The organism is Anaerococcoides asporogena (assembly GCF_029590275.1).
Taxonomy (GTDB): Bacteria; Bacillota; Clostridia; order Clostridiales; family Clostridiaceae; genus JG1575.
In genome coordinates this window covers 1,602,458-1,624,839 of the sequence record NZ_CP120965.1, presented here as the reverse complement: position 1 = coordinate 1,624,839, position 22,382 = coordinate 1,602,458, and the positions used below count along the sequence as shown (strand labels likewise).

21 protein-coding genes and 1 pseudogene are annotated in these 22,382 nt (G+C 48.7%); 10 read left to right on the top strand and 12 right to left on the bottom strand.

Annotated elements, in window-relative coordinates; translation table 11 throughout:
* Window positions 1-4 precede the first annotated feature (4 nt).
* Window positions 5-1,414 (bottom strand): Fe-S cluster assembly protein SufB, encoded by a 1,410-nt coding sequence (sufB, locus tag P6M73_RS07780; protein WP_277855541.1) that lies wholly within the window; start codon window positions 1,412-1,414, stop codon window positions 5-7.
* The gene (gene sufC, locus P6M73_RS07775; RefSeq protein WP_277855540.1) at window positions 1,387-2,166 is read right to left on the bottom strand and encodes a Fe-S cluster assembly ATPase SufC; all 780 of its coding nucleotides are present in this window, start codon (window positions 2,164-2,166) and stop codon (window positions 1,387-1,389) included. The genes sufB and sufC overlap by 28 nt, the downstream gene beginning before the upstream one ends.
* A 300-nt stretch (window positions 2,167-2,466) precedes the next feature.
* Between sufC and P6M73_RS07770 the strand changes: the two genes are divergently transcribed.
* On the top strand, window positions 2,467-3,276 hold the full coding sequence (locus P6M73_RS07770; protein WP_277855539.1) for a TraX family protein: 810 nt from the start codon (window positions 2,467-2,469) through the stop codon (window positions 3,274-3,276).
* A 455-nt stretch (window positions 3,277-3,731) separates the two neighbouring features.
* The gene (locus P6M73_RS07765; RefSeq protein WP_277855538.1) at window positions 3,732-3,977 is read left to right on the top strand and encodes a hypothetical protein; all 246 of its coding nucleotides are present in this window, start codon (window positions 3,732-3,734) and stop codon (window positions 3,975-3,977) included.
* A gap of 227 nt (window positions 3,978-4,204) precedes the next feature.
* Here the strand turns inward: P6M73_RS07765 and P6M73_RS07760 are convergent, their stop codons facing one another.
* The 5 genes and pseudogenes from P6M73_RS07760 to glyA all read right to left on the bottom strand — a co-directional run bounded on the left by P6M73_RS07760 (window position 4,205) and on the right by glyA (window position 13,517).
* Window positions 4,205-5,893 (bottom strand): MutS-related protein, encoded by a 1,689-nt coding sequence (locus P6M73_RS07760; protein WP_277855537.1) that lies wholly within the window; start codon window positions 5,891-5,893, stop codon window positions 4,205-4,207.
* Window positions 5,894-5,966: 73 nt separating this feature from the next.
* Complete coding sequence (locus P6M73_RS07755) at window positions 5,967-7,577, bottom strand: IS1634 family transposase (RefSeq protein ID WP_277855536.1); 1,611 nt, start codon at window positions 7,575-7,577, stop codon at window positions 5,967-5,969.
* Window positions 7,578-7,949: 372 nt separating this feature from the next.
* The gene (locus P6M73_RS07750; protein WP_277855535.1) at window positions 7,950-11,147 is read right to left on the bottom strand and encodes a hypothetical protein; all 3,198 of its coding nucleotides are present in this window, start codon (window positions 11,145-11,147) and stop codon (window positions 7,950-7,952) included.
* 388 nt (window positions 11,148-11,535) lie between these two features.
* Window positions 11,536-11,796 (bottom strand): annotated as a pseudogene (locus P6M73_RS16980) (serine hydroxymethyltransferase); the annotation flags it as partial.
* A gap of 485 nt (window positions 11,797-12,281) precedes the next feature.
* Window positions 12,282-13,517: a serine hydroxymethyltransferase gene (gene glyA / locus P6M73_RS07740; RefSeq protein ID WP_277855533.1), complete on the bottom strand. Its 1,236-nt coding sequence runs from the start codon at window positions 13,515-13,517 to the stop codon at window positions 12,282-12,284.
* Between the two features lie 204 nt (window positions 13,518-13,721).
* Between glyA and P6M73_RS07735 the strand changes: the two genes are divergently transcribed.
* From P6M73_RS07735 to P6M73_RS07720, 4 genes are all read left to right on the top strand, one after another.
* A complete protein-coding gene (locus P6M73_RS07735; protein WP_277855532.1) occupies window positions 13,722-14,477 on the top strand; it encodes a threonine/serine exporter family protein in 756 nt (251 codons plus the stop codon).
* A complete protein-coding gene (locus P6M73_RS07730) occupies window positions 14,478-14,948 on the top strand; it encodes a threonine/serine exporter family protein (RefSeq protein ID WP_277855531.1) in 471 nt (156 codons plus the stop codon). It abuts the gene before it with no gap.
* Between the two features lies 1 nt (window position 14,949).
* Window positions 14,950-15,132: a hypothetical protein gene (locus P6M73_RS07725; protein ID WP_277855530.1), complete on the top strand. Its 183-nt coding sequence runs from the start codon at window positions 14,950-14,952 to the stop codon at window positions 15,130-15,132.
* Window positions 15,133-15,451: 319 nt separating this feature from the next.
* Window positions 15,452-15,589, top strand: a complete 138-nt coding sequence (locus P6M73_RS07720) for a hypothetical protein (RefSeq protein WP_277855529.1) — start codon at window positions 15,452-15,454, stop codon at window positions 15,587-15,589.
* Here the strand turns inward: P6M73_RS07720 and P6M73_RS07715 are convergent.
* Window positions 15,582-16,196 (bottom strand): IS1634 family transposase, encoded by a 615-nt coding sequence (locus tag P6M73_RS07715; RefSeq protein WP_277855528.1) that lies wholly within the window; start codon window positions 16,194-16,196, stop codon window positions 15,582-15,584. The two genes, P6M73_RS07720 and P6M73_RS07715, sit on opposite strands and share 8 nt — an antisense overlap.
* 38 nt (window positions 16,197-16,234) lie before the next feature.
* On the opposite strand from P6M73_RS07715, the gene P6M73_RS07710 reads away from it, so the two are divergent.
* Together P6M73_RS07710 and P6M73_RS07705 are read left to right on the top strand one after the other, a co-directional pair.
* Complete coding sequence (locus P6M73_RS07710) at window positions 16,235-16,801, top strand: transposase (RefSeq protein ID WP_277855527.1); 567 nt, start codon at window positions 16,235-16,237, stop codon at window positions 16,799-16,801.
* 130 nt (window positions 16,802-16,931) lie between these two features.
* Window positions 16,932-17,666, top strand: coding sequence for a transposase (locus P6M73_RS07705; RefSeq protein WP_277855526.1), 735 nt, complete (start codon window positions 16,932-16,934; stop codon window positions 17,664-17,666).
* A 24-nt stretch (window positions 17,667-17,690) separates the two neighbouring features.
* Here the strand turns inward: P6M73_RS07705 and P6M73_RS07700 are convergent, their stop codons facing one another.
* Both P6M73_RS07700 and P6M73_RS16975 read right to left on the bottom strand, forming a co-directional pair.
* Window positions 17,691-18,224 carry a hypothetical protein gene (locus P6M73_RS07700; protein WP_277855525.1) on the bottom strand — a complete coding sequence of 178 codons (534 nt, stop codon included), beginning with the start codon at window positions 18,222-18,224 and terminating at the stop codon, window positions 17,691-17,693.
* Window positions 18,208-18,687 carry an amidase domain-containing protein gene (locus P6M73_RS16975; protein WP_489666498.1) on the bottom strand — a complete coding sequence of 160 codons (480 nt, stop codon included), beginning with the start codon at window positions 18,685-18,687 and terminating at the stop codon, window positions 18,208-18,210. The genes P6M73_RS07700 and P6M73_RS16975 overlap by 17 nt, the downstream gene beginning before the upstream one ends.
* Window positions 18,688-18,820: 133 nt before the next feature.
* Here P6M73_RS16975 and P6M73_RS07695 point away from each other — a divergent pair, with 133 nt between their 5' ends.
* The gene (locus tag P6M73_RS07695; protein WP_277854429.1) at window positions 18,821-19,360 is read left to right on the top strand and encodes a transposase; all 540 of its coding nucleotides are present in this window, start codon (window positions 18,821-18,823) and stop codon (window positions 19,358-19,360) included.
* A gap of 491 nt (window positions 19,361-19,851) precedes the next feature.
* Window positions 19,852-20,319: a transposase gene (locus P6M73_RS16970; RefSeq protein ID WP_489666497.1), complete on the top strand. Its 468-nt coding sequence runs from the start codon at window positions 19,852-19,854 to the stop codon at window positions 20,317-20,319.
* 14 nt (window positions 20,320-20,333) lie between these two features.
* Here P6M73_RS16970 and P6M73_RS07685 read toward each other — a convergent pair whose 3' ends face one another.
* Together P6M73_RS07685 and P6M73_RS07680 are read right to left on the bottom strand one after the other, a co-directional pair.
* The gene (locus P6M73_RS07685; protein WP_277855524.1) at window positions 20,334-21,050 is read right to left on the bottom strand and encodes a hypothetical protein; all 717 of its coding nucleotides are present in this window, start codon (window positions 21,048-21,050) and stop codon (window positions 20,334-20,336) included.
* Window positions 21,051-21,500: 450 nt separating this feature from the next.
* On the bottom strand, window positions 21,501-22,277 hold the full coding sequence (locus P6M73_RS07680) for a lysophospholipid acyltransferase family protein (RefSeq protein ID WP_277855523.1): 777 nt from the start codon (window positions 22,275-22,277) through the stop codon (window positions 21,501-21,503).
* Window positions 22,278-22,382 lie beyond the last annotated feature (105 nt).

The following is a 22,382-nucleotide window of genomic DNA, read 5'->3' as shown; positions in this document are numbered from 1 at the left end:
CCTCCTAACCAATGGTTCCTTCCAGCTCCAGCGCAATGAGATTGTTCATCTCCACCGCGTACTCCAGAGGCAGCTCCTTGCTGATGGGCTCCACAAAGCCTCGGACAATCATGGCCTTGGCCTCCTCCTCCGAGATGCCGCGGCTCATCAGATAGAAGATGGCCTCATCCGAGATCCGGCCGATTTTGGCTTCGTGCCCCAGATCCACGTCATCGTTTTGAATGTCGATGACCGGAATCGTGTCCGAGCGCGACTGGTTGTCCAGCATCAGCGATTCGCAGGTGACGGTGGACTTGCTGCCGTGGGCATTCGCGTTGATCTTGAGCAGTCCCCGGTACAAAGCGTGTCCGCCCGACTTGGAAATGGACTTGGATACCACATTGGAGGTGGTGTTGGGCGCGGCGTGGACCACCTTGGAGCCCGTATCCAGCACCTGGCCATGACTGGCGAAGGTGATGCCGGTGAACTCACAGCGGGCGCCCTCGCCCTTGAGGATCGACATGGGATAGAGCATGGAAATCTTCGAGCCGAAGGATCCGGAGACCCACTCAATGGTCCCGTTCTTTTCCACCGAGGACCGCTTGGTGTTCAGATTGAACATGTTCTTGGACCAGTTTTCGATGGTGGAGTAGCGCAGCGTCGCGTCTTCCTTAACGAAGAGCTCGACGCAGCCGGCATGCAGATTGTTGACGTTGTACTTCGGGGCACTGCAGCCTTCGATGAAGTGCAGCTTCGCGCCCTTTTCCACGATGATCAGCGTGTGTTCGAACTGGCCTGCCCCCGGCGCATTCAGCCGGAAATAGGACTGCAGCGGAATGTCAACCTGCACCCCTTCGGGCACATAGACAAAAGAGCCGCCGGACCAGACCGCCCCGTGCAGCGCCGCAAACTTATGGTCATTGGGGGGCACCAGGGTCATGAAATACTGCTTCACAATCGCTTCATGCTCCTTCAGGGCTGTTTCGATGTCCATGTAGAGCACGCCCTGACGCACCAGTTCCTCCTTCATCGAGTGATAGACCACTTCCGAGTCGTACTGCGCGCCCACTCCGGCCAGAGACTTGCGCTCCGCCTCCGGAATGCCCAGCCGTTCAAAGGTCGTCTTAATGTCCTCCGGGACATCATCCCAGCTGTGCTGCTGGCCGATCTCGGGCTTGACATAGTGCACGATATCCTCGATGTCCAGCTCCGACAGATCCGGTCCCCAGGTCGGTGCATCGATCTTGTAGAAGTGCTCCAGGGACTTGAGCCGGAACTGCAGCATCCACTCCGGTTCGTTCTTGCGGGCGGAGATATCCCGGATGATCTCCGGCGTCAGTCCCGCCTCCGATTTATATTTGTACTTGAATTCGTTCTTAATGTCATAGATGCCGCGGTCGAGGTCATCTACATAAGTTTTATTTCTTTTTTCCATTCCGTCTCCTCCTCTTCCGGCTTGTAGCGGCCGAATCCGTCCCGTTCGATCACTTCCACCAGTTCCGGTCCGCCCGTCTCGACGATGCGGCCGTCCACCAGGATGTGGACAAAATCGGGCTTCAGGTTGTTCAGAATCTTATTGTGATGGGTGATGACCAGAATGGCGTTGTCCTCCCGGAAGAACTTGCCGACGCCTTCTGACACGATCTTGACCGCGTCTACGTCCAGTCCGGAGTCCGTCTCATCCAGAATAGCCAGCTTCGGCTCCAGGATGGACATCTGCAAAATTTCATTCTTCTTCTTCTCACCGCCCGAGAAGCCGTCATTAAGATAGCGGCCGGCATAGGACGCATCCATGCCCAGTTCGTCCATCTTCTCCTTCAAGAGCTTGCGGAAAGCCAGGGCTTTCTGCGGCTCGCCGCTGACGGTGCTCTTGGCGGTCCGCAGGAAGTTCTCCACGGTGATACCCTGGATTTCCAGCGGCGACTGGAAGCTCATGAAGATCCCGCGCCGAGCCCGTTCATCCACGGCTTCCTCGGTGATCTCCTCCCCGTCAAACCAGATCGATCCCTCCGTCACCTCATACCTGGGGTTCCCCATGATCGAGTTGGCCAGCGTCGACTTGCCGGCTCCGTTGGGCCCCATGACCACATGGATCTCTCCCCGGTTGATGGTAAGATTCAGACCTTTTAATATCGCTTTATCCTCGACTTGCGTTTTGAGGTTTTCAATTTTCAATAATTCTGACATAGTCTCTCCTTCTGATATTGATTATCATTTATCCATCTCTTATTGTAATTTCTTCTTCCCTCATAGTCAACCAAAGTACTCGGGATTCAGCAGAGTTCATAGTGTATTCATCATTGTCCCCCATCCCTTTCGCCAAATCAGCCCCCGACACTGTATTTTCCTGCTTCATCCGCGACCAGGAAGCCCCCCATGGAGAAGCTTCCCGTTCAGACTGTGATATCATGAAATCAAGACGCTGAGAAAACGAAACAGTCGAATCCCTTTCCCGATCCAAACCAATGCGAGGCAGTCGAGGTAGTTATGAAACAACAGCCCACAGAATCAAACAGAAATCATCCAGTCCCACATCCGGAACCGGTCCAGATGCTCAACGCAACTCAGCTGAAAACCCTGGCCCTGATCGCGATGCTGATTGACCATATTGCCTGGGCCTTTGTGCCCACCCAGTCCGTCCAGGGGCAGATCATGCACGCCATCGGGCGGCTCACCTTCCCCATCATGGCGTTCTTTCTCGTTGAGGGCTATTTCCACACCCGGCATTTCTGGCGCTATCTGGGACGAATGGCGGGATTTGCGCTGGCCTCCCACTTCGCCTTCCAGTATTTTCAGTTCGGCCGGATTCCTCTCCTTTCTCCTCAGCCTCAGGACACTTTCCTGACCTTCACCCAGACCGGCATTCTGTATCCCTTTACCCTGGGTCTGCTCGCCCTCTACCTGATGCTCAACTGGAAGGGGTCCGACCTGGTGAAATACAGTCTGATCCTGATCCTGATCCTGCTGGCCACCCCCGGTGACTATATGTTCTTCGGACCGGTGCTCATCCTCCTGTTCGGCCATTACTACCCGGATCGGACCGCCCAGCTCCGCAACGGATTTCTCATCATCGGCTTTCTCGTCATCATGACCCTGCAGGTGGACTGGCAGGAGAGCTTCTTCATGATCGCCACCTTCCTTCCCCTTCTTCTGCTCCGCTATTACAATGGGCAGCAGGGCGCAGCCCGCCACCCTCTGATCAAGTACGGCTTCTACCTGTTCTATCCGCTGCACCTCTTCATCCTGGGGTATCTGCGTTATGCCGTCTTCCAGCTCCCACCCCTGGCCCAGTTCTGATCCCATGGAGACGCCAGCATCCGCCTGAGCCATCCGCCTGAGCCATCCGAAGCTCTGCCCGCAACAGTCATTCAATGGACGGTTGCGGGCGGAGCTTTCCTCTTGCAAACCAGAAACCAAGTGGAACCTGCCGGCAGGGTCCTGTCTCCAGATCCGCAACTGCGCAGGCAATCAACACAAAAATCCTTTGGCTTTCAAAGGAAAACAGCTTTCATTTCAGGGGTGTCCGGCTGAATTTTCAATGATGAAAAAACCTTCGGGAAGCGTTGCTGAATCGGTACTAAAATTGCGTTATTTTTGAATCAGTTACTAAAATATTGTTGTAGTCCAGTCTGTTTTTCAGAATCACTCAATCGGAGGGCTATGCCACCCAAGGGTCAGGTTATGACAAGATTTCCCCCGAGTCCAATTCATTCCAGGCGAATTCATATCAAAGTCCCTTGCCAGCCTATTATATGGAGGAATTTGAAAAAATCCGGCAATCCAGTGAAACCTATAAGGGAAAATTCAACTTCGCCGCTTTTTTATGGGGACCCTTCTGGGCTTTTTACCGGGGCCTTATTCTGCCAGCCATTATTGCCCTTGTCATCAGTTTATTAACCGCCGGATTAGGAGCGGTAGTCTATTGGTTTATCTTCGGGGTGCGCGGGAATTGGATGGTGTATAATTTGCACACTAAGAACAAACAGCTGCCGTTTTAAGTAAATAACGACTGCACAGCTCAGCAATAATAACCGGCACATGTTCGAATTCTGAACGAAACACCCTCCCTGACGCAGCGGCGAAACTGGCGAGTCAGGGAGGGTCAATTTTTGCGCTGTAAATATCATTTTGGATAACTGATTTTTCTATTTTATAAGCAATCCGGTCCGGTGGTGATCCTGGGGCTTCGTCCAGCCCGCCATTCCGGTGAGTCCACTGCTTTGGGCTAGCCCGTCACCTGAGGCTGCGGACATGCGGCGGCTTTGCCCGGATGTGGATCCATCTGATAATCCAGCAGGGTCATTTCCTCCCGAACCATGGCCCGGGCTCCTTCGGTGATCTCCCGGGGATAGCCTAACAGATCCAGGATGCGGATGGCATTGGAGGTCCCGCTGGTGCCGACGCGCAGCTTATGGTCGAAGGTCAGGCCCTGGCTTTCCACGGTCTCGGTGAAATAACACTTGCGGAAATTCCCCGTCGCGTAGCGGATAATGTCCCGGTCGTGGGTTGCCAGGATCAGCAGGCAGTTGCGGGCCTGCAGGTAATCGATGATGCGGACGGAAGCACTGATTCGTTCGGTGGGATTGGTTCCCCGGAACATCTCATCGAGGATATACAGGCCGGGGAACTCGCTGTCTGCGGAGCCGATGATCCGAAGTACGGCCTCGGCCTCCGCCATGAAATAGCTTTTCCCGGTGATGACGTCATCGCCCGGATCGATGGAGGACATAATTCGGAACGGACTGGCTTCATAAGATGAGGCCAGCGCCATATGAAGTGTCTGAGCCAGGATGGCATTGAGCCCCAGTACCCGCATAAAGGTCGACTTTCCGCTCATGTTGCTGCCTGTCAGGATCATGCCCTGGCTGGTCAGCTCGATGGAATTGGGCACGCAGTCCTCAACCAGCGGGTGTACGCCGTCCACTAGTTTCAGGCGGGCACTCTGACCGGCCAGGACCGGCCGAGTCCAGCATTCACCATACTGATCCAGGTGATCACGGTAAGCCGCAACGGACACCAGGGCGTCGACATAACCCACCGCCCAGACAAAGCGCCTGAGGCGGTCATTGTCCTGCCTTAGCCGGCTCTGAGTCCGGTAATACAAGACGTGCTTAACCAAAAAGAGCTGAGCGATGTAATCCAGCAGATCCACCCGAGCCAGCCAGGAGAAGATCCGAAAGCTGTCAAAGAGCGGCTTCACGGCCGGCAGATGCTCCCGAATCCCCGGCGACAGTTCGGCCAGCTCCGGTTCCTGAGCCAGCCGCACCCCCGCCCGAAACACGCTCATCAAATTCATCATCGACGCCATGTGCAAAGCGATGCCGCCCTTAAACTTCAGGCCTTTAATTCGGCGCACCTTGGACTGATCTTCTTTTCGTTCGACCACTCCACCCAGCACCGCGTTGATCATAATCACCGGCAGCACCAGCATCATTGCATTTTCCATGCTCCGAGTGATCAGGCTGAACACGATGGTGCCCAGCAGCAGCAGCCCGCCCGCCGACATCAGCCGAAGCATTCCCGGGGCCACGGAAGTTTCGGTCAGAAGAGGCAGCATGTAATCCGAAGCCACCTCGTAGCCGCAATCCGTGAGGATTCGCTGAGCCTTGCCCAGCAGCCTGTGATCTTGCCTGAGCCGCTCGATGAAAGCATCCCGTCTGGCCAGTTCCAGTGGATCGGCCAGCGGATCCGTCATCAGGTTCCACAGCACATTGGCTCCGGGCGAGGTATAGGTCCGATCCACATCGGCATAGACGTCCTCCAGTCCCAGATCCCCCACCGTGATCCCATCCAGGGCCAGCTCGCCCTTCACCCCAAATTCTTCCATAAACAGCTCATTGCGTTCATAGTGCTGAAAATCATGGGGCCTGCCCGGCCATAACGCCTGTGCCCGTTTCAAAAATGTCTGAGTCATGCCACCCTCCGTCCGTGTAATTCTCATCTACCCTAACACGCTTTCATTAATCCTGGATTCCCGGAACACATAACTATGATGGGGTCTCAACACCCATGAATTCATAGATCAACTTCTGTTTGTTGAGAATCTCACCAACCCTCAAGTCATGGCCTGGGTTTTCAAAGCACTCTATGACATCCAGCTTGTCCAGCAGAGACTGCATTGTGTAATCTTTGAACATTCCTTTATCCTGCATCTGCTTTTTGAGGTAGGACAAATAGATGAGCGCGACGAAGGCCACAAAGAGTTTTCCATCCAGGCTTTTTTCTGAGGAAACCAAGAGTCGCCTCAGATTGAGCCGTTCCTTGATATTGCCGAAGGCCTTTTCCACCAGATCTTTATTCCGATACAGCGTCAAAGCCGTGATGGCATCCATCTTTTCATTGGTCATCAGCGCAAAGAATCCAAAATAGCGCTTCGTCTGTTTGACCACATCTTCTTTAATGGTAACCTTGATCCCCCTCACCGGGGTATCTGTTATCTCAAAGTATTTCTTGTAGAACGTCTCGTGATCGGGATTACGTTTTCCGCTTAGGATTTCCCCCTTCATCGACAGCAGTCGTCGATCAAAATGAGCTTCTTCATCCGCGTATTTTTCAATGTTGAAGTAAGCGTGCAGGTAGACCCGGCGTTTTTCTCGGATGACATCTTTCTTGTTGGGGCGTTCTTTTTGAAACTCCCAGTCAGTCAGAATGGTTGAGGAGTATAAGCCATATTGCTCATCCAGGTTTTCAAAGGATCGGATGCTGTCATAGATCCCGTCGATATGTCTTCGGATATAGGCCAGATGCGTGCCAGCGGCAATGATGAACTTCAGTCGCTCCCCAAGAAGCGCATTGATATTGGCTTCACTGTAAAATCCCCGATCCATGACCAACTTGACTTTATCGAAGCCCAGCACTTTGAAATCAGCCAGCAAATTTTTGATCGTGCTGACATCTGGAATGTTGCCAGAGAGCTTTCTGTAATAAAACGGCAACCCTGAGTCTTGTCCAAAGACCAAGGCCAGGTTCAGCTGCGCCAGGGGGTCACTTTCTTTGTTTTTCCCGTACTGGACCTGACGAAGGGTTTGGGAATAACTCGACACCGAGGTGGTGTCATAGGCCCAATACTCATCGGGCTGATGGCGCTTGGCAAGACAGCTGAAAAAACGTTGTTTGGACTCTTCCGAGATGCCCGCAAACAGCTCGCTGCTGCGCTGAGATGGGATATTGGCTCCATAGGGATGCCGGTGGAGCGTACTCCATTTTTCAAATCGAAACAAGGGGGAATCGCTCTCCAGGATCAGATAATAGGCGATGGATTGAATCTGCTTGTAGAGAGAGGGAAAGCAAGCCTTGAGGTCCTCTGTAAGCCCGAGAGAGTCTCCGATTTGATCCAACAGATACGTGGCACCGTAGAACTTACGATCAGCTACGGTAAAGGGCACAGGGCCAGGATTGACTTCAGTTGTACCCGCCTCTGGGTTCCGACGTTTTTTACCCCGTCCATCCGTTGGGATGATTTCGCCGGTGACCGGATCTCGTTTGCCGATGAGCGACCGTTTGGACCGAGGCTGTTGTTTTTCCTTATCCCAATGGGAAACTGATTCATAAACATAGGTAATTCCGTTGCGCTTATCGAACTGATTAACAATGGCCATAATACGCCCTCCTAGTTATGTATAGTGTAACACATAACTAGGATATTCGCAAGGCTTTATAGCTGTAAAGTAAGTAATATCAATAGTTTTTGAGAAAATACAAAGGATTCCTCGTTAGGTGAACCGGGAATCCAGGATTAATCCGGTCTGAAAACACAGGTTGAAGACCGGTCAGAACATACCGATCGAATGAAATAAGCCCCGTCCTGTCAGAAATTCAAATGCCTAAAAGCCTGTAATCTTCCGATGTGCCGATCCTCATTCGAGCCAATGAAAAAATGACAGGCTGATTCACTCAGCCCGCCTTGGTTACCAGACAAATGACAGAATTCGCTTCAGAAAGCTTGTTATTACATCTTTCATGTTGTTTGACTATATATCCGAATTGCCTCTGTTGATTTTCTTTCTGTTGATCAGCGCTGCCAGGACAATACAACCAATCCCGGCAAGAACCAGATTGTTTTCCCTGGTACCGGAGTATGGCAATTTTTTGCCTTTATGCTTTTTATCCTTTTTCTTCTTTTGGGGATTTTCCCGCTTCACTGGATCCTTGTGAGCTTCAGTTTCCTGCGGTTGTACCGGTTCTTCCGATTGAACCGGTTGTTCCGGATCTTCTGGTTGAACCGGTTGGTCGGGAATTTCCGGATTTTCCGGGTTCTCAGGAGTCACTGGAAGTTCAGGATTCTCTGGTACTTCGGGATTCTCCGGCACTTCCGGGATTACCGGCACGTCTGGATTCTGCGGCACTTCGGGATTCTCAGCATCTTCGGTTTCGCTGTTAATTATTCTTTCATAAACGAACTGCACTTCCGTGGAATCATTGATGTATTCTTCAATTGGGAGATACTGGGTAAAAGGTCTCGCCTGATCCTCCGATACATATTGATATCCTTTGATCTGATATCCCGGGATGTCCTTGTGATACACTCCAAAGGATCTGGCTTTGGCCCAGCGATAGGCCAGAACCGAGTAGCCTGGAGCGATTTCATTTCCCTTCGTATCCAAAAACCGAACGGCCAGATTCGTCGTGTCATTCGGATCATGCTTGGGGGGTTCCTGATCATCAATAACCGTGGCAGTGACAAAAATTTCCTGATCATAATTCACACCATCGATTGCGGCATAATAACGGTAGGTTCGATCTGTCGCGATGTTTCTTGGGCAAATCACTTCAATCACCTGATGATTGCCGTCGCCGGCAATTCCGTATCCGTCAAAGCCTACCATAATGAACTGGTCCATGCTGTCCGAGGTGCCCTCATGCACCGGATACCAGGCTACACCCTTTTCGTCCACGATTTTTATTTTTGTCTTGTGATGATCCAGATTGATGCCATAAAGGTGTACCAGGGTTTTCTTGCTTTCCTGGTTGGTTGGAATGTTGGTATGGGAATTATCCGGCTTGTCTTCGCCGCCTCCCAACGTGCCGTAGGATTGAATGTACATATGGCTCAGTGAAGGCTGTGCAGGATCTCCCGCTTCAGGCAGAACGGCGGCAACCATTCTTTGGCCGCGCTCAATGACACCTGAGAACCCTGCCTCAGAAGAAAACACTCTTCCATCGGTACTTACCATCAGCGAATAGGTCTCGGTCCGGGCAGTCGTGTTTTCCGGCAGAATAAACGACACGATGCATTCTGAATCATTCACGAAATCGATCGATGGTTCAATGTCCTCCGAATGACTTCTCGAATTTTTGATAACCTTTGCCTGAATCCCCTGGAGGTAATGGCCAAGCAGCTTCACTCGCACCGTTCCCCCATGATAATCCATTATTTCGCCTTGAAGGAACTGGTTTCCTGTAACTACCGTCTGATCTCTCAGAATCGCCCATTGAAAGGCTTTGGCCTCATACTGGTTTTCATCCTTGAAGAGGCGTTCGGCAAAGCGAATCTGCGTGGTTTCCTTGGGCAATGGATTCTCAAACTGAATGATCATTCGACTGCCAATGATCTCCACCTGATCCTTCCCGGATAGTCCGGAAAAATTCGCGCCGTCAAAGTTGAGTGTAATTCCCGATTTCAGGAAGTTCAAGTCTTTTACCGGAAAAATATCCGAGGAAAATTGAAGTGTCAGCACTCTTCCGGCAGGATCAAGCGTCGCGCTGTCCGGCTGAATGACATGAGTCAGACCACTTGCTTCATTTCCTACGGTAACAATTCCCTCATGGGTCAGATCCTTGCCAATCCCGGCCTTTACCAGATAGACTTCCTCCGCATCTCCACTGATCGCCGGGAATTGCAGGGTGGCTGTCTGAATGGACTCCAGTCCATGAAATGATACGCCTTTTGTCAGTTCCGGCATTTCAGTGTGAACCTGACCTTCCACCTTGAAGATCTTCAGGGACAGATTTTCCGAACTCAGTCCTTCCCCCTTGATCGTGACAGCTGTCTGTCCACCCTCTTTTCCAATGAACGGGGTAAGAATTTTCAATTCACTGATTCTGGACTGTATAACTTCCATCGGTTCAACCTTGACCGTTACAGTCGGTTCTGACTGAAACCGCTCCGTTGAGGCAATGGCATTAAACCTTAATTGATAGGTCTGAACCTGCGTAGTTTGATTTCCTGGAATTTCAAGAGTTATCTGCTTTTTGGATTTTTCCCCGACGACAGTTGCAGCCTCTCCCATCTCGGTATCCTTACCATCCAAGGTTACCTTGACTCTCACATCCCCCGGTGAGACAGGTTCTGTCGCAATCAGCTCGATCTGTACGGATCCTCCTGAACAGGACAGTGTCCGGTCAAAGTTCTCTCTGCTGATTAAAATGTCCTTCAATTCATCCGGTTCTGTTTCCGGCAGAGCCACTTTTTTGGGAATGATCACTGCGATTTGATTCTTCTCGGAATAGAAGTCGCTGCCATTCCCATTGAATGCAACGTGGTAAATCTGATCCGTCTCTGTGGTATTTTCATTGAAGTTCAGTTCAGCAGTCAGGCCTTCCGGATGTTCCGAGACCTCAAGAGTCTGTTCGACTTCCATTGCTCGGTCGGTGCCGAAAAGAACCTGTGCCTTGATCAGATCTTTTTTCAGATTAGTGCCCGACAGAGAAAACTTCACTCTGGTATGGTCTCCCAGGTTAACTTGCTCCAGTTGGACGATCTGAATCAGATCGTCCTGCGGATGCTCCGGTTCCGCTGGTTTGGTTTCAGGTGTCGTATTCTTCATCACTTTGATGACTTTAACAAACTCATCGGCAAAGTTCTCCTCTCCCTGGCCGACACTGAACGATACTTTGTAACTTTTTGACGCAGCTTCCCAATTCTTCGGAAAGCTGAGGGACACCTGCTGAAAGGCTCCGGAATTCTCGAAGTTCTCCACTTTGCTCAAAGAACTTTCAATCCGTTCCTGTCTGACTCCTTCCAGTGTCACTTTGGCCCTCCAGTCGGCCGAATCCAACCCCGTTCCAGCTATTGAGAACAACACATTGCCCCCCTCAAACGGCAGAGTTGCCACACTGCTTTCCACTTCAAAAATACTGCTGGCATAAGCATACACCGCCTCCGGAGTAATGCCGGAAACCAGGATAGCAGCCACAAACACTGCAATCCACCTTCTTAAATTTTTCAAATTGACTCTCCCCCAAATCGTTAGTCTTTCGATGTTTCACTCTTATCTAATAATATTGTTTCTTCGAAAGCTAACGTTATTTTAACTGCAGACAGACAATCGTACAAACCCAGGAAAATCATCATATAAATCAACTTATTAAAAATCGATTATAAATTATTCACCTTAACTAATTATTTTTATGTAATTCATTCATTCTAAGCAAATTCATTTCGATTCTGATCAATTTATACCTTCGAAAGACTATTTTCTTGATTTTCATTTTTGTAACTATATTCAGTTTTATTTTTAATAAGGTTGGCTTTTATCTCCCCATTCACTATCCTTTTATTTTGTTTCATATAAAAAACAGCCTGCGGCAAAGCAGGCTGTTCGGAGGATCGTTGACTTATTTGTACAGGGGAAACCGATCGCACAGTTCAACGACCTGGCGTCTGACATCGGAGAGATCCTCTTCCATATGGGTCAGAACGTAGTCGATGAGTTCAGCGGTCTTCTTGAATTCTTCTTCCTTGAAGCCTCTGGTGGTCATGGCAGCGGTACCGATCCGGACACCGGAGGTGACAAACGGAGACTGAGTTTCCTTTGGCACGGTGTTCTTGTTAACGGTGATGCCGACTTCATCCAGCTTGTTCTCAGCGGCTTTGCCGATGAAAGCATCCCGTCTGGCCAGTTCCAGTGGATCGGCCAGCGGATCCGTCATCAGGTTCCACAGCACATTGGCTCCGGGCGAGGTATAGGTCCGATCCACATCGGCATAGACGTCCTCCAGTCCCAGATCCCCCACCGTGATCCCATCCAGGGCCAGCTCGCCCTTCACCCCAAATTCTTCCATAAACAGCTCATTGCGTTCATAGTGCTGAAAATCATGGGGCCTGCCCGGCCATAACGCCTGTGCCCGTTTCAAAAATGTCTGAGTTATGCCACCCTCCGTCGGTTCAATTCTCCACTACCCTATCACGCCCGGATTAACCGGATATGAAAATATAGCCATCAGCGCCCCTGAAAATTTTATGTTCAATTGTCAATCCTGCGTATATCATGCCGTTCCTCGCAGAATGATAAGCTGAGTGAACTATCCCGATAATAAAAGAACAGCCTACGGCTAAGCAGGCTGTTCGGAGGATTATTGACTTATTTGTACAGGGGGAACCGATCGCACAGTTCAACGACCTGGCGTCTGACATCGGAGAGATCCTCTTCCATATGGGTCAGAACGTAGTCGATGAGTTCAGCGGTCTTCTTGAATTCTTCTTCCTTGAAGCCTCTGGTGGTCATGGCAGCGGTACCGATCCGGACACCGGAGGTGACAAACGGAGACTGAGTTTCCTTTGGCACGGTGTTCTTGTTAACGGTGATGCCGACTTCATCCAGCTTGTTTTCAGCGGCTTTGCCGGTGAGTCCCTTGTTGGTCAGATCCAGCAGGATCAGATGGTTGTCGGTTCCGTCGGATACCAGCTTGTAGCCTCTGGCCATCAGCTCATCGCCCAGAACTTTACAGTTCTTGACAACCTGCTGCATGTAATCCTTGAATTCAGGCTTCATGGCTTCCAGGAAGCAGACTGCCTTGCCGGCGATGACATGTTCCAGCGGACCGCCCTGCATTCCGGGGAATACCGTCTTGTCCAGAGCCTTGGCGAACTGTTCCTTGCACAGAACCGCTCCGCCTCTGGGTCCTCTCAGGGTTTTATGAGTGGTGGTGGAAACGAAGTCCGCATAAGGGATCGGGCTTTCGTGAACTCCGGCTGCGACCAGACCGGCAATGTGGGCCATGTCGACAAACAGGTAAGCTCCGACTTCATCGGCAATTTCACGGAATTTCTTGAAATCAATTTTTCTGGGATAAGCGGAAGCGCCGGCAACGATCATCTTCGGCTTTTCTTTGAGTGCGATTTCGCGAACCTGATCATAGTCGATCATTTCATCCTTCTCAGATACCCCGTAGGAGATGAAGTTATAGAGCTTTCCGGAGAAATTGACCGGTGAACCGTGGGTCAGGTGACCACCGTGGGACAGGTTCATGCCGAGGATCTTGTCACCCGGCTCCAGAACGGACATGTAGACTGCCATATTGGCCTGGGATCCGGAATGAGGCTGAACATTGGCATGCTCCGCTCCAAACAGTTCCTTCATGCGCTCTCTGGCGAGGTCTTCAATCTTGTCTACCACTTCACAGCCGCCGTAATATCTTTTATTGGGATACCCTTCGGCATATTTGTTGGTCAGAGCTGTTCCCACCGCTTCCATCACTGCCCGGGATGTAAAGTTCTCCGAAGCGATGAGTTCGATGTTGTGCTCTTGCCGTCTTTCTTCCTCTTCCACCAGATTAAAAATCTCGGGATCTGAATTTTTCAGGTATTTGCTGTCCATTTCGATCAATTCCTCCTGTGTATTGAGTTCTATAGTGAATGCTAATAGATAATCTAATTATAATACACTTTCACACTGAATGACATAGACAGACTCTTAACAATGAAAATTTCAGGATTCAGAATGGAAAATTCAAAGTTACTCTGGTTTTGACAACGTTCTTCCATGTTATAATTTCTTCAGAAATTAAAGGAAATAAGAATTATGAATAATGAGCAAATTATAGAATACGCCGCCGATGCGGGCCAGATTATTCTGGAAGCCGGCAGTGAGACCTACCGGGTGGAAGACACCATCAATCGAATCCTGACCGCCTTTGGGATCGAACAGCCCCAGAGCTTTGTCACCCCCACAGGCATCGTGATCTCCGGCAAGCGCTCGGATGGTTCCTCCATCAGCGTAGTGCGCCGCATCACCGCCATAAATGTTGATCTGGAGAAGATCTCCATGGTCAATGACCTGTCCCGCCTGATCCAGGAACAGCAGATGACCCCCGCCTCCTTCAAGGACGGTTTGAATGCCATCATGCTGCGTCCCCAGTACCCTCTGTGGCTTACGCTGTTGATGGTAGGATCGGCCACGTTCTCTTTTACCATGATATTCCGCGGTACCGTGCCAGAGGCTGCCTGCGCCTTTGCAGCCGGCATTGTGGTCTTTATCCTGCGCCGGCTGGCCCGGGGCCTGAAACTCAACCCCTTCCTGCAAAACGCCGCCGGCGGTCTCACCGCTGTGCTCTTAGGCAGTCTGTTCGTTACGTTGGGACTGACTCAGACTTTATCCCTGATCGTCATCGGCACCATCATGCTTCTGGTGCCCGGTATTACCATTACCAATGCCATTCGTGACACCTTCCAGGGAGATTACCTCTCCGGCGTGACCCGGGCTGTGGAAGCCTTTGTCACCGCCTCCGGCATTGCCTTTGGCACTGCCCTGGGCTTTCTGATCGTGGGGGTGATGTAGATGGCGCCGCGTGCTTTAGTCTCCGTCCTGTTCGCCTTTGGCGCTGCCCTGAGCTTTGCCGTCCTGCTCAACATTGAGCGCAGAAAAGCCCTCTATGCCGCATTGGGAGGTGCCCTTTCCTGGTTTGTCTATGAAGCGGGACTCCACACCCTGGACAATGTGTCCGTTGCTCTGTTCCTCGGCTCTATGGCCATGGGACTGTATTCAGAGATTCTGGCCCGGAAAATGAAAAGCCCGGCTACGATATTCTACATCCCCGGCTTTGTCCCCCTGGTACCCGGTTCCAATGCCTACTATGCGGTTCTGGCCGCCGTTCGCAATGAACTGACCGAGTCCACCACCCAGCTGTTCAATACCCTGATTTATTCCGCGGCCATCGCCCTGGGCCTGATCTTTGCCTCTGCCCTGGTCGCCATCTATATCAATGCCCGAAAAATCACCCTGAAAAAACTGTTCAAGGAGATCAAGTAACATGAAACGCACCAAGCTCGTCTCCGTCTCCCGCGGAGAAAAATCCATCCAGGAACGCATCCAGGATGCCCTCAAGCAGTATTCCATCAAAGAAGAAAGCCTCATTGACATCCGCATCAGCGAAGAAGAAGAAGGCCGCACCACCGCCCTGATCATCTACGATCCGGACAAGCGGGCCATCTGACCGACCCGATGATACAGCCCCGGGTCGCTCGCAGTGAGTGACTTCTTCGCTGCGCCCCTCTGAGCGAACGGGATCATTAACTACAGACCCTCCGCCCAGAACAACTTTCAAAGTAAATAATCGCAAAAACCGACCCATGCTTCTCGGATCAGCAGCATGTGTGAACTTCCCATGATTTCTCCTACTCAACACTAATTGATGCCATAATGAACCTATTTAAAGCAACGAATAGAGCCTGTTCCCCGCGTTTTCGGCTACGGAAATACGGGGTTTTGCAATACTTAATTGAGTAGGATATCATTCTTAAAAAGGAGCAAAAATGTACTACGATTTTCTCGTAAAGATTCCGGAAAATACAGGCAAAATTACGGTTAACCGGCGCGGTGAAACCACTTATATTGAAAACACTTATGCCCGTCATTACAACCTGAAGTCCCGGAAAATTATGCCTATGTAGGGCACTCTACCGCCATGGCGACGTAGAGTGCTTTCTGCTTTTCGGTGATCTCTCCTATTTGCGGCTTTCTGGAGGGGTGATAGAAACGCTCAAAGACATCCAACTCATCAAGCAGTTCCTGCATCGTCCGATTTTTAAACAGGCCGCCTTGATTCATGGCTCTTTTGATGTAAGACATGAAAATCAGCGCGATGAATTGCACAAAGAGCTTGCCCTCAAGGTTCTCCTCTGATGCCACGGATTCCCAGCGCATGCTGAGGCGTTCTTTCAGATCGCCGAACGCCTTCTCAATGAGGTCCTTGGCTTGATAGACGTGCAACGCCTCCATAGGATCCTTAATGCCATTGCTCATCAACACGAAGCAGCCACAGTCCTTCAGGGCCGCATCGATGGCTTCCTGGTTCGCTTCGGTCTTGGTGCCACGCACTGGAGTCGTGACGGTGTGAAAGTACTTGTCATAGAGTTTTTGATGCTCGGGGACCCGCTTGCCTGATGCAAGTTCTTCTTCCAGCTGGTCCAATAACTTGTTCATCCGAATCTTGTCATCCGTGGCGTGCTGGTCATTAAAGTAATAGTGAACGTAGATCCGTCGGATCCCTTTGACCACTCCGCCTGCGGGGCTTGGTCTCGGAGTAAGCCCAATCCATGGTGAATGACTGCAATCGATGGGTGAAATTATCCCATCAAATGCCCTGGGATCTCATCGAAGAAATCTATGCCACTAAGTTCAATGGGCCTCGTGGCAACCGGGCATACTCATCCAGACTGGCCTTTGGCGCTCTTTTTCTCAAACAAGCCTTGAATGTCTCTGATGCGGATTTGATTGAGCTGGTTCGTGAAAATCCCTATCTTCAGTTTTTCCTTGGATTCGAAGAATTCTCAAGTGAATTGCCCTTTGATACCAGCTTGATGTCTTACTTCAGGCAACGCTTTACAGCCGCAGAAATTTGCCAAATCAATGAAGCCATTATTGCTCAGAATCCCTTAAAGAAACCATCGTCCAATGATGATAGTGATGATAATTCGAGCAGCGGCCATTCGGGGGAAAGCGATCCCCAAGGCTCTGAGTTAAGCACTTCTTCGGTCAATGACTTGGTACAGACAAGCAGCGGTACGTTGATCCTGGATGCTACCTGTGTTCCACAAGACATCCACTTCCCGACGGATATCCGCCTCCTGTATGAGGCGGTCTGTCAGCCATGCGTCATCTAGAAATAACACGAGGAAAACCCATTACCAAAACTCAGAAGTCATTGTTGAATCGTGCCAGACAGGCTTATTTGAGCATCTCCAAATCGAAAAAAATACTCCAGCCCAGTTCCGAGAAAAACAGGGTATTCTCTTGAAATTGCTGAAACGCTGCCTGGGATACTTTGACTCACCAGCCATGAACAAACCCATCAGCCCAAAGACGATCGATGCACTCAAGACACTGTCTTTGATTCATGATCAGCAGTTTGAGATGTGGAAGTTAAAAATTAACCGGATCGAACGTCGAATTGTCAGTGTGTCCCAGCCCTGGGTAAGGCCTATCAAGCAGGGCAAGTCATCCGTCAACACCGAGTTTGGTTCGAAAATTGCCCTCTCAACGGTAGAGGGGTATGTGCGAATGGAGTACTTTTCGTTTGAAAACTTCAATGAAGCCCTGACCTTGCAAGAGAGTGCTGAGCGTTACAAAGAAAGAACAGGATCATATGCTGAAAGGATCCTGGCAGATAAGATATATCGAAACAAAGCCAACCTGGCATTCTGCAAAAGCAAGAATATTCGAATGAACGGTCCGGCACTTGGCAGACCCCCAAAGGATCCTCAGGTGCGCCAGCAGCAGCGAGCAGCAGAGGTCCAGGAGGTTGGCGATCGCAATATGGTGGAAGCCAAAATCGGAGAAAGCAAACGGAAGTATGGTCTAGACAGAATTATGGAGAGAACACAGCAAGCCACTGAGGTGATGATCTGTGTTAGTTTTGTTGTGATGAATTCCTTCCGCAACCTGAGGAAGCAGCTTGCTTCTTTTTTTGACAAAAACCAAGTCTTCAATTTCTACATATCTTTCGAGGTTTATGCAATTGCTTCCTGAAAAGTAGCAATTATTCATAACCCTCTACTTAACTGGAATAAAAATTATTATTCCCTGGAATGTAAAGGGCATCATAGCAATAGTGCCATCCACGTTTATGATGGCTTTGTCTTTAGGTGAAGAAGAGCTTTCATTATAGTGTATAATCGGTAATTTCAGCACTTTCCATTCGTCGTTTTGCTTTATCAGATAGATTCCCTGACCATCATAATTTATATTGGAGGCTAGAGGAACCTTGGCTTTATTGTAGTCTTCTTTCGAAATATAGATGATCCCAGGTGAAATTTTGTCCCCTTTATTATAAACCTTAAATTGAACCAGGCCGGACTTTTGTCCATCTTTCATTTCTAGATCGGTTCTAAAGAGTTTTTTTGCGCCTTCTTCGAGGCTTAAATTATCAAAGCCATCCGGAAGGGCTAGTTCATCTGCATAGCTTAACGATTCTGGATCAAATTCAGGCTCTTTACTACAAGCACCGGCTATTGATAGAGTAAACAATAGTATTATCGTTAAAAAATTAATTCGTGCATTTCGAGTCATATTAATAGGTACCTTCAACCACTAGTACTCGTTTATTATCATAGTTGGAGTCTTCCACCTTAAAATTAAAGTTATATTGAGTTGGTGATGTGCGTCCTATTACCAAAGTTCCATATCGATAGGGGGAAGCCGGATTATAAACATAAAAACCCATTATAATTGTACTGTGCCCCCAGGCACTAGTATTACCAAATTGAACTATATCTCCCAATGAAAAAGGATATTCATACCTTTCATCAAAGATTTTATATTGTACTGAGGAAGCAACTGGACCTTTGGAATGGGTTGTAGTTAGAAATGAAAATAAATAGTTGACCGACGGCCAAGAATAGCTTCTGCTATTCAGCGAAGCATACCACCATCCTGTTGATGGATTTCCATTATTAAAAAGATTAGCCCCACCTGCTAATAATGCATGTAATACAAAGTTTGTGCAATCATAACTTCCTGAAATTTTACTAAAATCATAATATGGTACAATAGATGAACTACTTAGAGACTGCTGAATGGGTCCGGAACATAGTGTTCAAGCCACTTTTAACTGGTTTCTGGTATAATAAAGTTATAAGTTTTCATTAAATTTCAGCATTTTTGCTCGTATTCAGGAGATTTTTATGGGTTTTAAGAAGAGAAATCGTCAAATTTCGGTGTTTGAATACCCAAGTGGTTTCCATGGGGTCAGCATTGATCCCTCCAATCGATGGGTGAAATTATCCCATCAAATGCCCTGGGATCTCATCGAAGAAATCTATGCCACTAAGTTCAATGGGCCTCGTGGCAACCGGGCATACTCATCCAGACTGGCCTTTGGCGCTCTTTTTCTCAAACAAGCCTTGAATGTCTCTGATGCGGATTTGATTGAGCTGGTTCGTGAAAATCCATATCTTCAGTTTTTCCTTGGATTCGAAGAATTCTCAAGTGAATTGCCCTTTGATACCAGCTTGATGTCTTACTTCAGGCAACGCTTTACAGCTGCAGAAATTTGCCAAATCAATGAAGCTATTATTGCTCAGAATCCCTTAAAGAAACCATCGTCCAATGATGATAGTGATGATGATTCGAGCGGCGGCCATTCGGGGAAAGCGATCCCAAAGACTCTGAGTCGAGCACTTCTTCGGTCAATGACTTGGTACAGACAAACAGCGGTACGTTGATCCTGGATGCTACCTGTGTTCCACAAGACATCCACTTCCCGACGGATATCCGCCTCCTGTATGAGGCGGTCTGTTCAGCCATGCGTCATCTAGAAATAACACGAGGAAAACCCATTACCAAAACTCAGAAGTCATTGTTGAATCATGCCAGACAGGCTTATTTGAGCATCTCCAAATCGAAAAAAAATACTCCAGCCCAGTTCCGAGAAAAACAGGGTATTCTCTTGAGATTGCTGAAACGCTGCCTGGGATACTTTGACTCACCAGCCATGAACAAACCCATCAGCCCAAAGACGATGGATGCACTCAAGACACTGTCTTTGATTCATGATCAGCAGTTTGAGATGTGGAAGTTAAAAATTAACCGGATCGAACGTCGAATTGTCAGTGTGTCCCAGCCCTGGGTAAGGCCTATCAAGCGGGGCAAGGCATCCGTCAACACCGAGTTTGGTTCGAAAATTGCCCTCTCAACGGTGGATGGGTATGTGCGAATGGAGTATTTTTCGTTTGAAAACTTCAATGAAGCCCTGACCTTGCAAGAGAGTGCTGAGCGTTACAAAGAAAGAACAGGATCATATCCTGAAAGGATCCTGGCAGATAAGATATATCGAAACAAAGCCAACCTGGCATTCTGCAAAAGCAAGAATATCCGAATGAACGGTCCGGCACTTGGCAGACCCCCAAAGGATCCTCAGGTGCGCCAGCAGCAGCGAGCAGCAGAGGTCCAGGAGGCTGGCGATCGCAATATGGTGGAAGCCAAAATCGGAGAAAGCAAACGGAAGTATGGTCTAGACAGAATTATGGAGAGAACACAGCAAGCCACTGAGGTGATGATCTGTGTTAGTTTTGTTGTGATGAATTCCTTCCGCAACCTGAGGAAGCATCTTGCTTCTTTTTTTGACAAAAACCAAGTCTTCAATTTCTACATATCTTTCGAGGTTTATGCAATTGCTTCCTGAAAAGTAGCAATTATTCATAACCCTCTACTTAGGGGGGAATACTTGTTATAATTAGCTTTCGCCCAAGTTAGACTTTTGGAGGAACTTATGGGATCCAACGAAGTGCTGCCTTCAATCCCATATACATCTTTTTCAACCACTTGAGCCGCTTCAATGGATTTGAGAAGTCTTTCTTTATACTCCTTTGCTCGAAAATTGATCGAATCCACGTCTAATGAATCGAGTCTTTGACTTTTTGATAAGTTTATCTTTTCCGAAGTACCCCTTAACTCTTTTTCTATAGGATCATTTGGAAATAGTACATCGACGATTATATTTTTACTGCCAATCACCACAACTTCATCGGAAACTACGGTAGGACTATCAATACCTTCATAAGTGAAATCACGTCTAACTCCATAAGTAAGATAATCAAGAGAATCGCGATTCTCCTTATTTATCAAAGTAGCGGTAATTTTATAATCAAATTTGATGATATGAGCTGCTTTTTTAACAGAGCTTTCAATGTCAATACGATTGTTTATATAATTTTCGATGTTAACGTTCTCATACTTGGGAGAAATATAATTGGCATCGACATTATCTCTGGTTAAGAAATAAGTTTTAAGAAAATTAACGGATGTATTTTCAAAGTCATTCTGAACTTCAGCAGAAACCTGGGTTGGATTTATAAAAGTTGAAATAAAAATTAGGACCATTAGAAATACACTTATGTGGTTTAGTTTTTTCATAGCAAACTCCTTTTATTTATATTTTCAATAAATTTTTTTTAAGGTATTTAACTTCAAGATGTACAATGATATCTCCATCTGGTCGTAAAGCATCTTAAATTAACCCCTTATTACCCCTCCTTCATTTTATTTATTATCTGTTCAATATCACTATTAATTTTTATTTTCTACCGTTTGTTAAATGCTGTTATTTGGGATGTACTAAAAGCAATCTAAAAAATAAATTGAAGGTGTAGAAGCAGCCAAAACCGGCACCAGCTTAAGTTTCAAGTACAACTCCGGCGACCTGAGTACCAAGAAAAGTGTCAATGGGGTTTCGACCAAATACATCTAGCTGAGCGGAAAATTAGCCTTTAAGACCACCGGAATCACTTATGCAATCATTAAATTGTATCAATCTCTGAAAGATTATTTCGGTCTCATTTACTTTACTATCTCAGAAATTCCCTCTTAGACGATTTCCTGGCGATAGTCCTGGTACTTTTGAAAATCCTTTGTGGTCTCCAGCTCTTTCAGCCGCTCCTGTTCATTCTTGATCATCGTTTCAACCCGTACCGGCACTTGAGCCATTTCTTCCTTGGTAAGGCCCTTGGTCTCCACGACCGGAAGAAAAGACATCCAGACTCGGGGCCGTTTCGGCCGCGATAAGTCGAACAGCTGATGCGATCCTTCGATCACTACCGGAACAATGATCGCCTCTGGCTTTGTCGCCAGCTTGAACGCGCCCGGCTTGAACGGCAGCATATCCCCGCCGGAACTGGTCGTGCCTTCCGGATAGATCACCATGGTGTAACCCTGACGGACATTTTCAATGCCTTCCAGAATGGCTTCCATGGCCCGCCTGGGTGTGGACCGGTCAATGAAGGTGCAGTTGGCCATCTTCATCCAGTCCCGCAAAAAAGGATAACGCAGCAGCTCTTTCTTGGCAACAAACCCCAGCGGCTTATCAATCAGACCTAGCATCATGGCAAAGTCAAACTCGCTTTGATGGTTTCCAATGAATACGCAAGGCGTCGGCTCCGGTGGAATGTTCTCCTTCCCCAGGACATAGAAGTCAGCGCCGATGAGCTTCAGCTTGGGCTGAACCCAGCGGTGGGCTACTTTTGAAGCATAAAGAAACGAAGCCCGGGGATTGGTTTTCCGAAGATCCCTGGCGGTTTTCAGCTTCGGAGTCAAACCAATCAGAGAAAACGCCAGTTCAGCAAAGAACAGGATCGTACGCAGCAAAGGATCCACCTCCATGCGGCACCTGTGGCCGGTGCCCGTTTGACTAAATTATACCACGACACACAAAGCGCGAAGCTTGAAACCCAAGGTTTCAAGCTTCGCGCT

What these genes read in the sequence shown, in the direction of transcription:
- P6M73_RS07725 (WP_277855530.1), top strand. Translation starts at nt 14,950, where the DNA reads ATGAAACGCACCAAGCTCGTCTCCGTCTCCCGCGGAGAAAAATCCATC.
- P6M73_RS07765 (WP_277855538.1), top strand. Translation starts at nt 3,732, where the DNA reads ATGGAGGAATTTGAAAAAATCCGGCAATCCAGTGAAACCTATAAGGGA.
- glyA (WP_277855533.1), bottom strand. Translation starts at nt 13,517, where the DNA reads ATGGACAGCAAATACCTGAAAAATTCAGATCCCGAGATTTTTAATCTG.
- P6M73_RS07770 (WP_277855539.1), top strand. Translation starts at nt 2,467, where the DNA reads ATGAAACAACAGCCCACAGAATCAAACAGAAATCATCCAGTCCCACAT.
- P6M73_RS07710 (WP_277855527.1), top strand. Translation starts at nt 16,235, where the DNA reads ATGGTGAATGACTGCAATCGATGGGTGAAATTATCCCATCAAATGCCC.
- P6M73_RS07695 (WP_277854429.1), top strand. Translation starts at nt 18,821, where the DNA reads ATGGGTTTTAAGAAGAGAAATCGTCAAATTTCGGTGTTTGAATACCCA.
- sufC (WP_277855540.1), bottom strand. Translation starts at nt 2,166, where the DNA reads ATGTCAGAATTATTGAAAATTGAAAACCTCAAAACGCAAGTCGAGGAT.
- P6M73_RS07720 (WP_277855529.1), top strand. Translation starts at nt 15,452, where the DNA reads ATGTACTACGATTTTCTCGTAAAGATTCCGGAAAATACAGGCAAAATT.
- sufB (WP_277855541.1), bottom strand. Translation starts at nt 1,414, where the DNA reads ATGGAAAAAAGAAATAAAACTTATGTAGATGACCTCGACCGCGGCATC.
- P6M73_RS07755 (WP_277855536.1), bottom strand. Translation starts at nt 7,577, where the DNA reads ATGGCCATTGTTAATCAGTTCGATAAGCGCAACGGAATTACCTATGTT.
- P6M73_RS07760 (WP_277855537.1), bottom strand. Translation starts at nt 5,893, where the DNA reads ATGACTCAGACATTTTTGAAACGGGCACAGGCGTTATGGCCGGGCAGG.
- P6M73_RS07730 (WP_277855531.1), top strand. Translation starts at nt 14,478, where the DNA reads ATGGCGCCGCGTGCTTTAGTCTCCGTCCTGTTCGCCTTTGGCGCTGCC.
- P6M73_RS16970 (WP_489666497.1), top strand. Translation starts at nt 19,852, where the DNA reads ATGGAGTATTTTTCGTTTGAAAACTTCAATGAAGCCCTGACCTTGCAA.
- P6M73_RS07735 (WP_277855532.1), top strand. Translation starts at nt 13,722, where the DNA reads ATGAATAATGAGCAAATTATAGAATACGCCGCCGATGCGGGCCAGATT.
- P6M73_RS07685 (WP_277855524.1), bottom strand. Translation starts at nt 21,050, where the DNA reads ATGAAAAAACTAAACCACATAAGTGTATTTCTAATGGTCCTAATTTTT.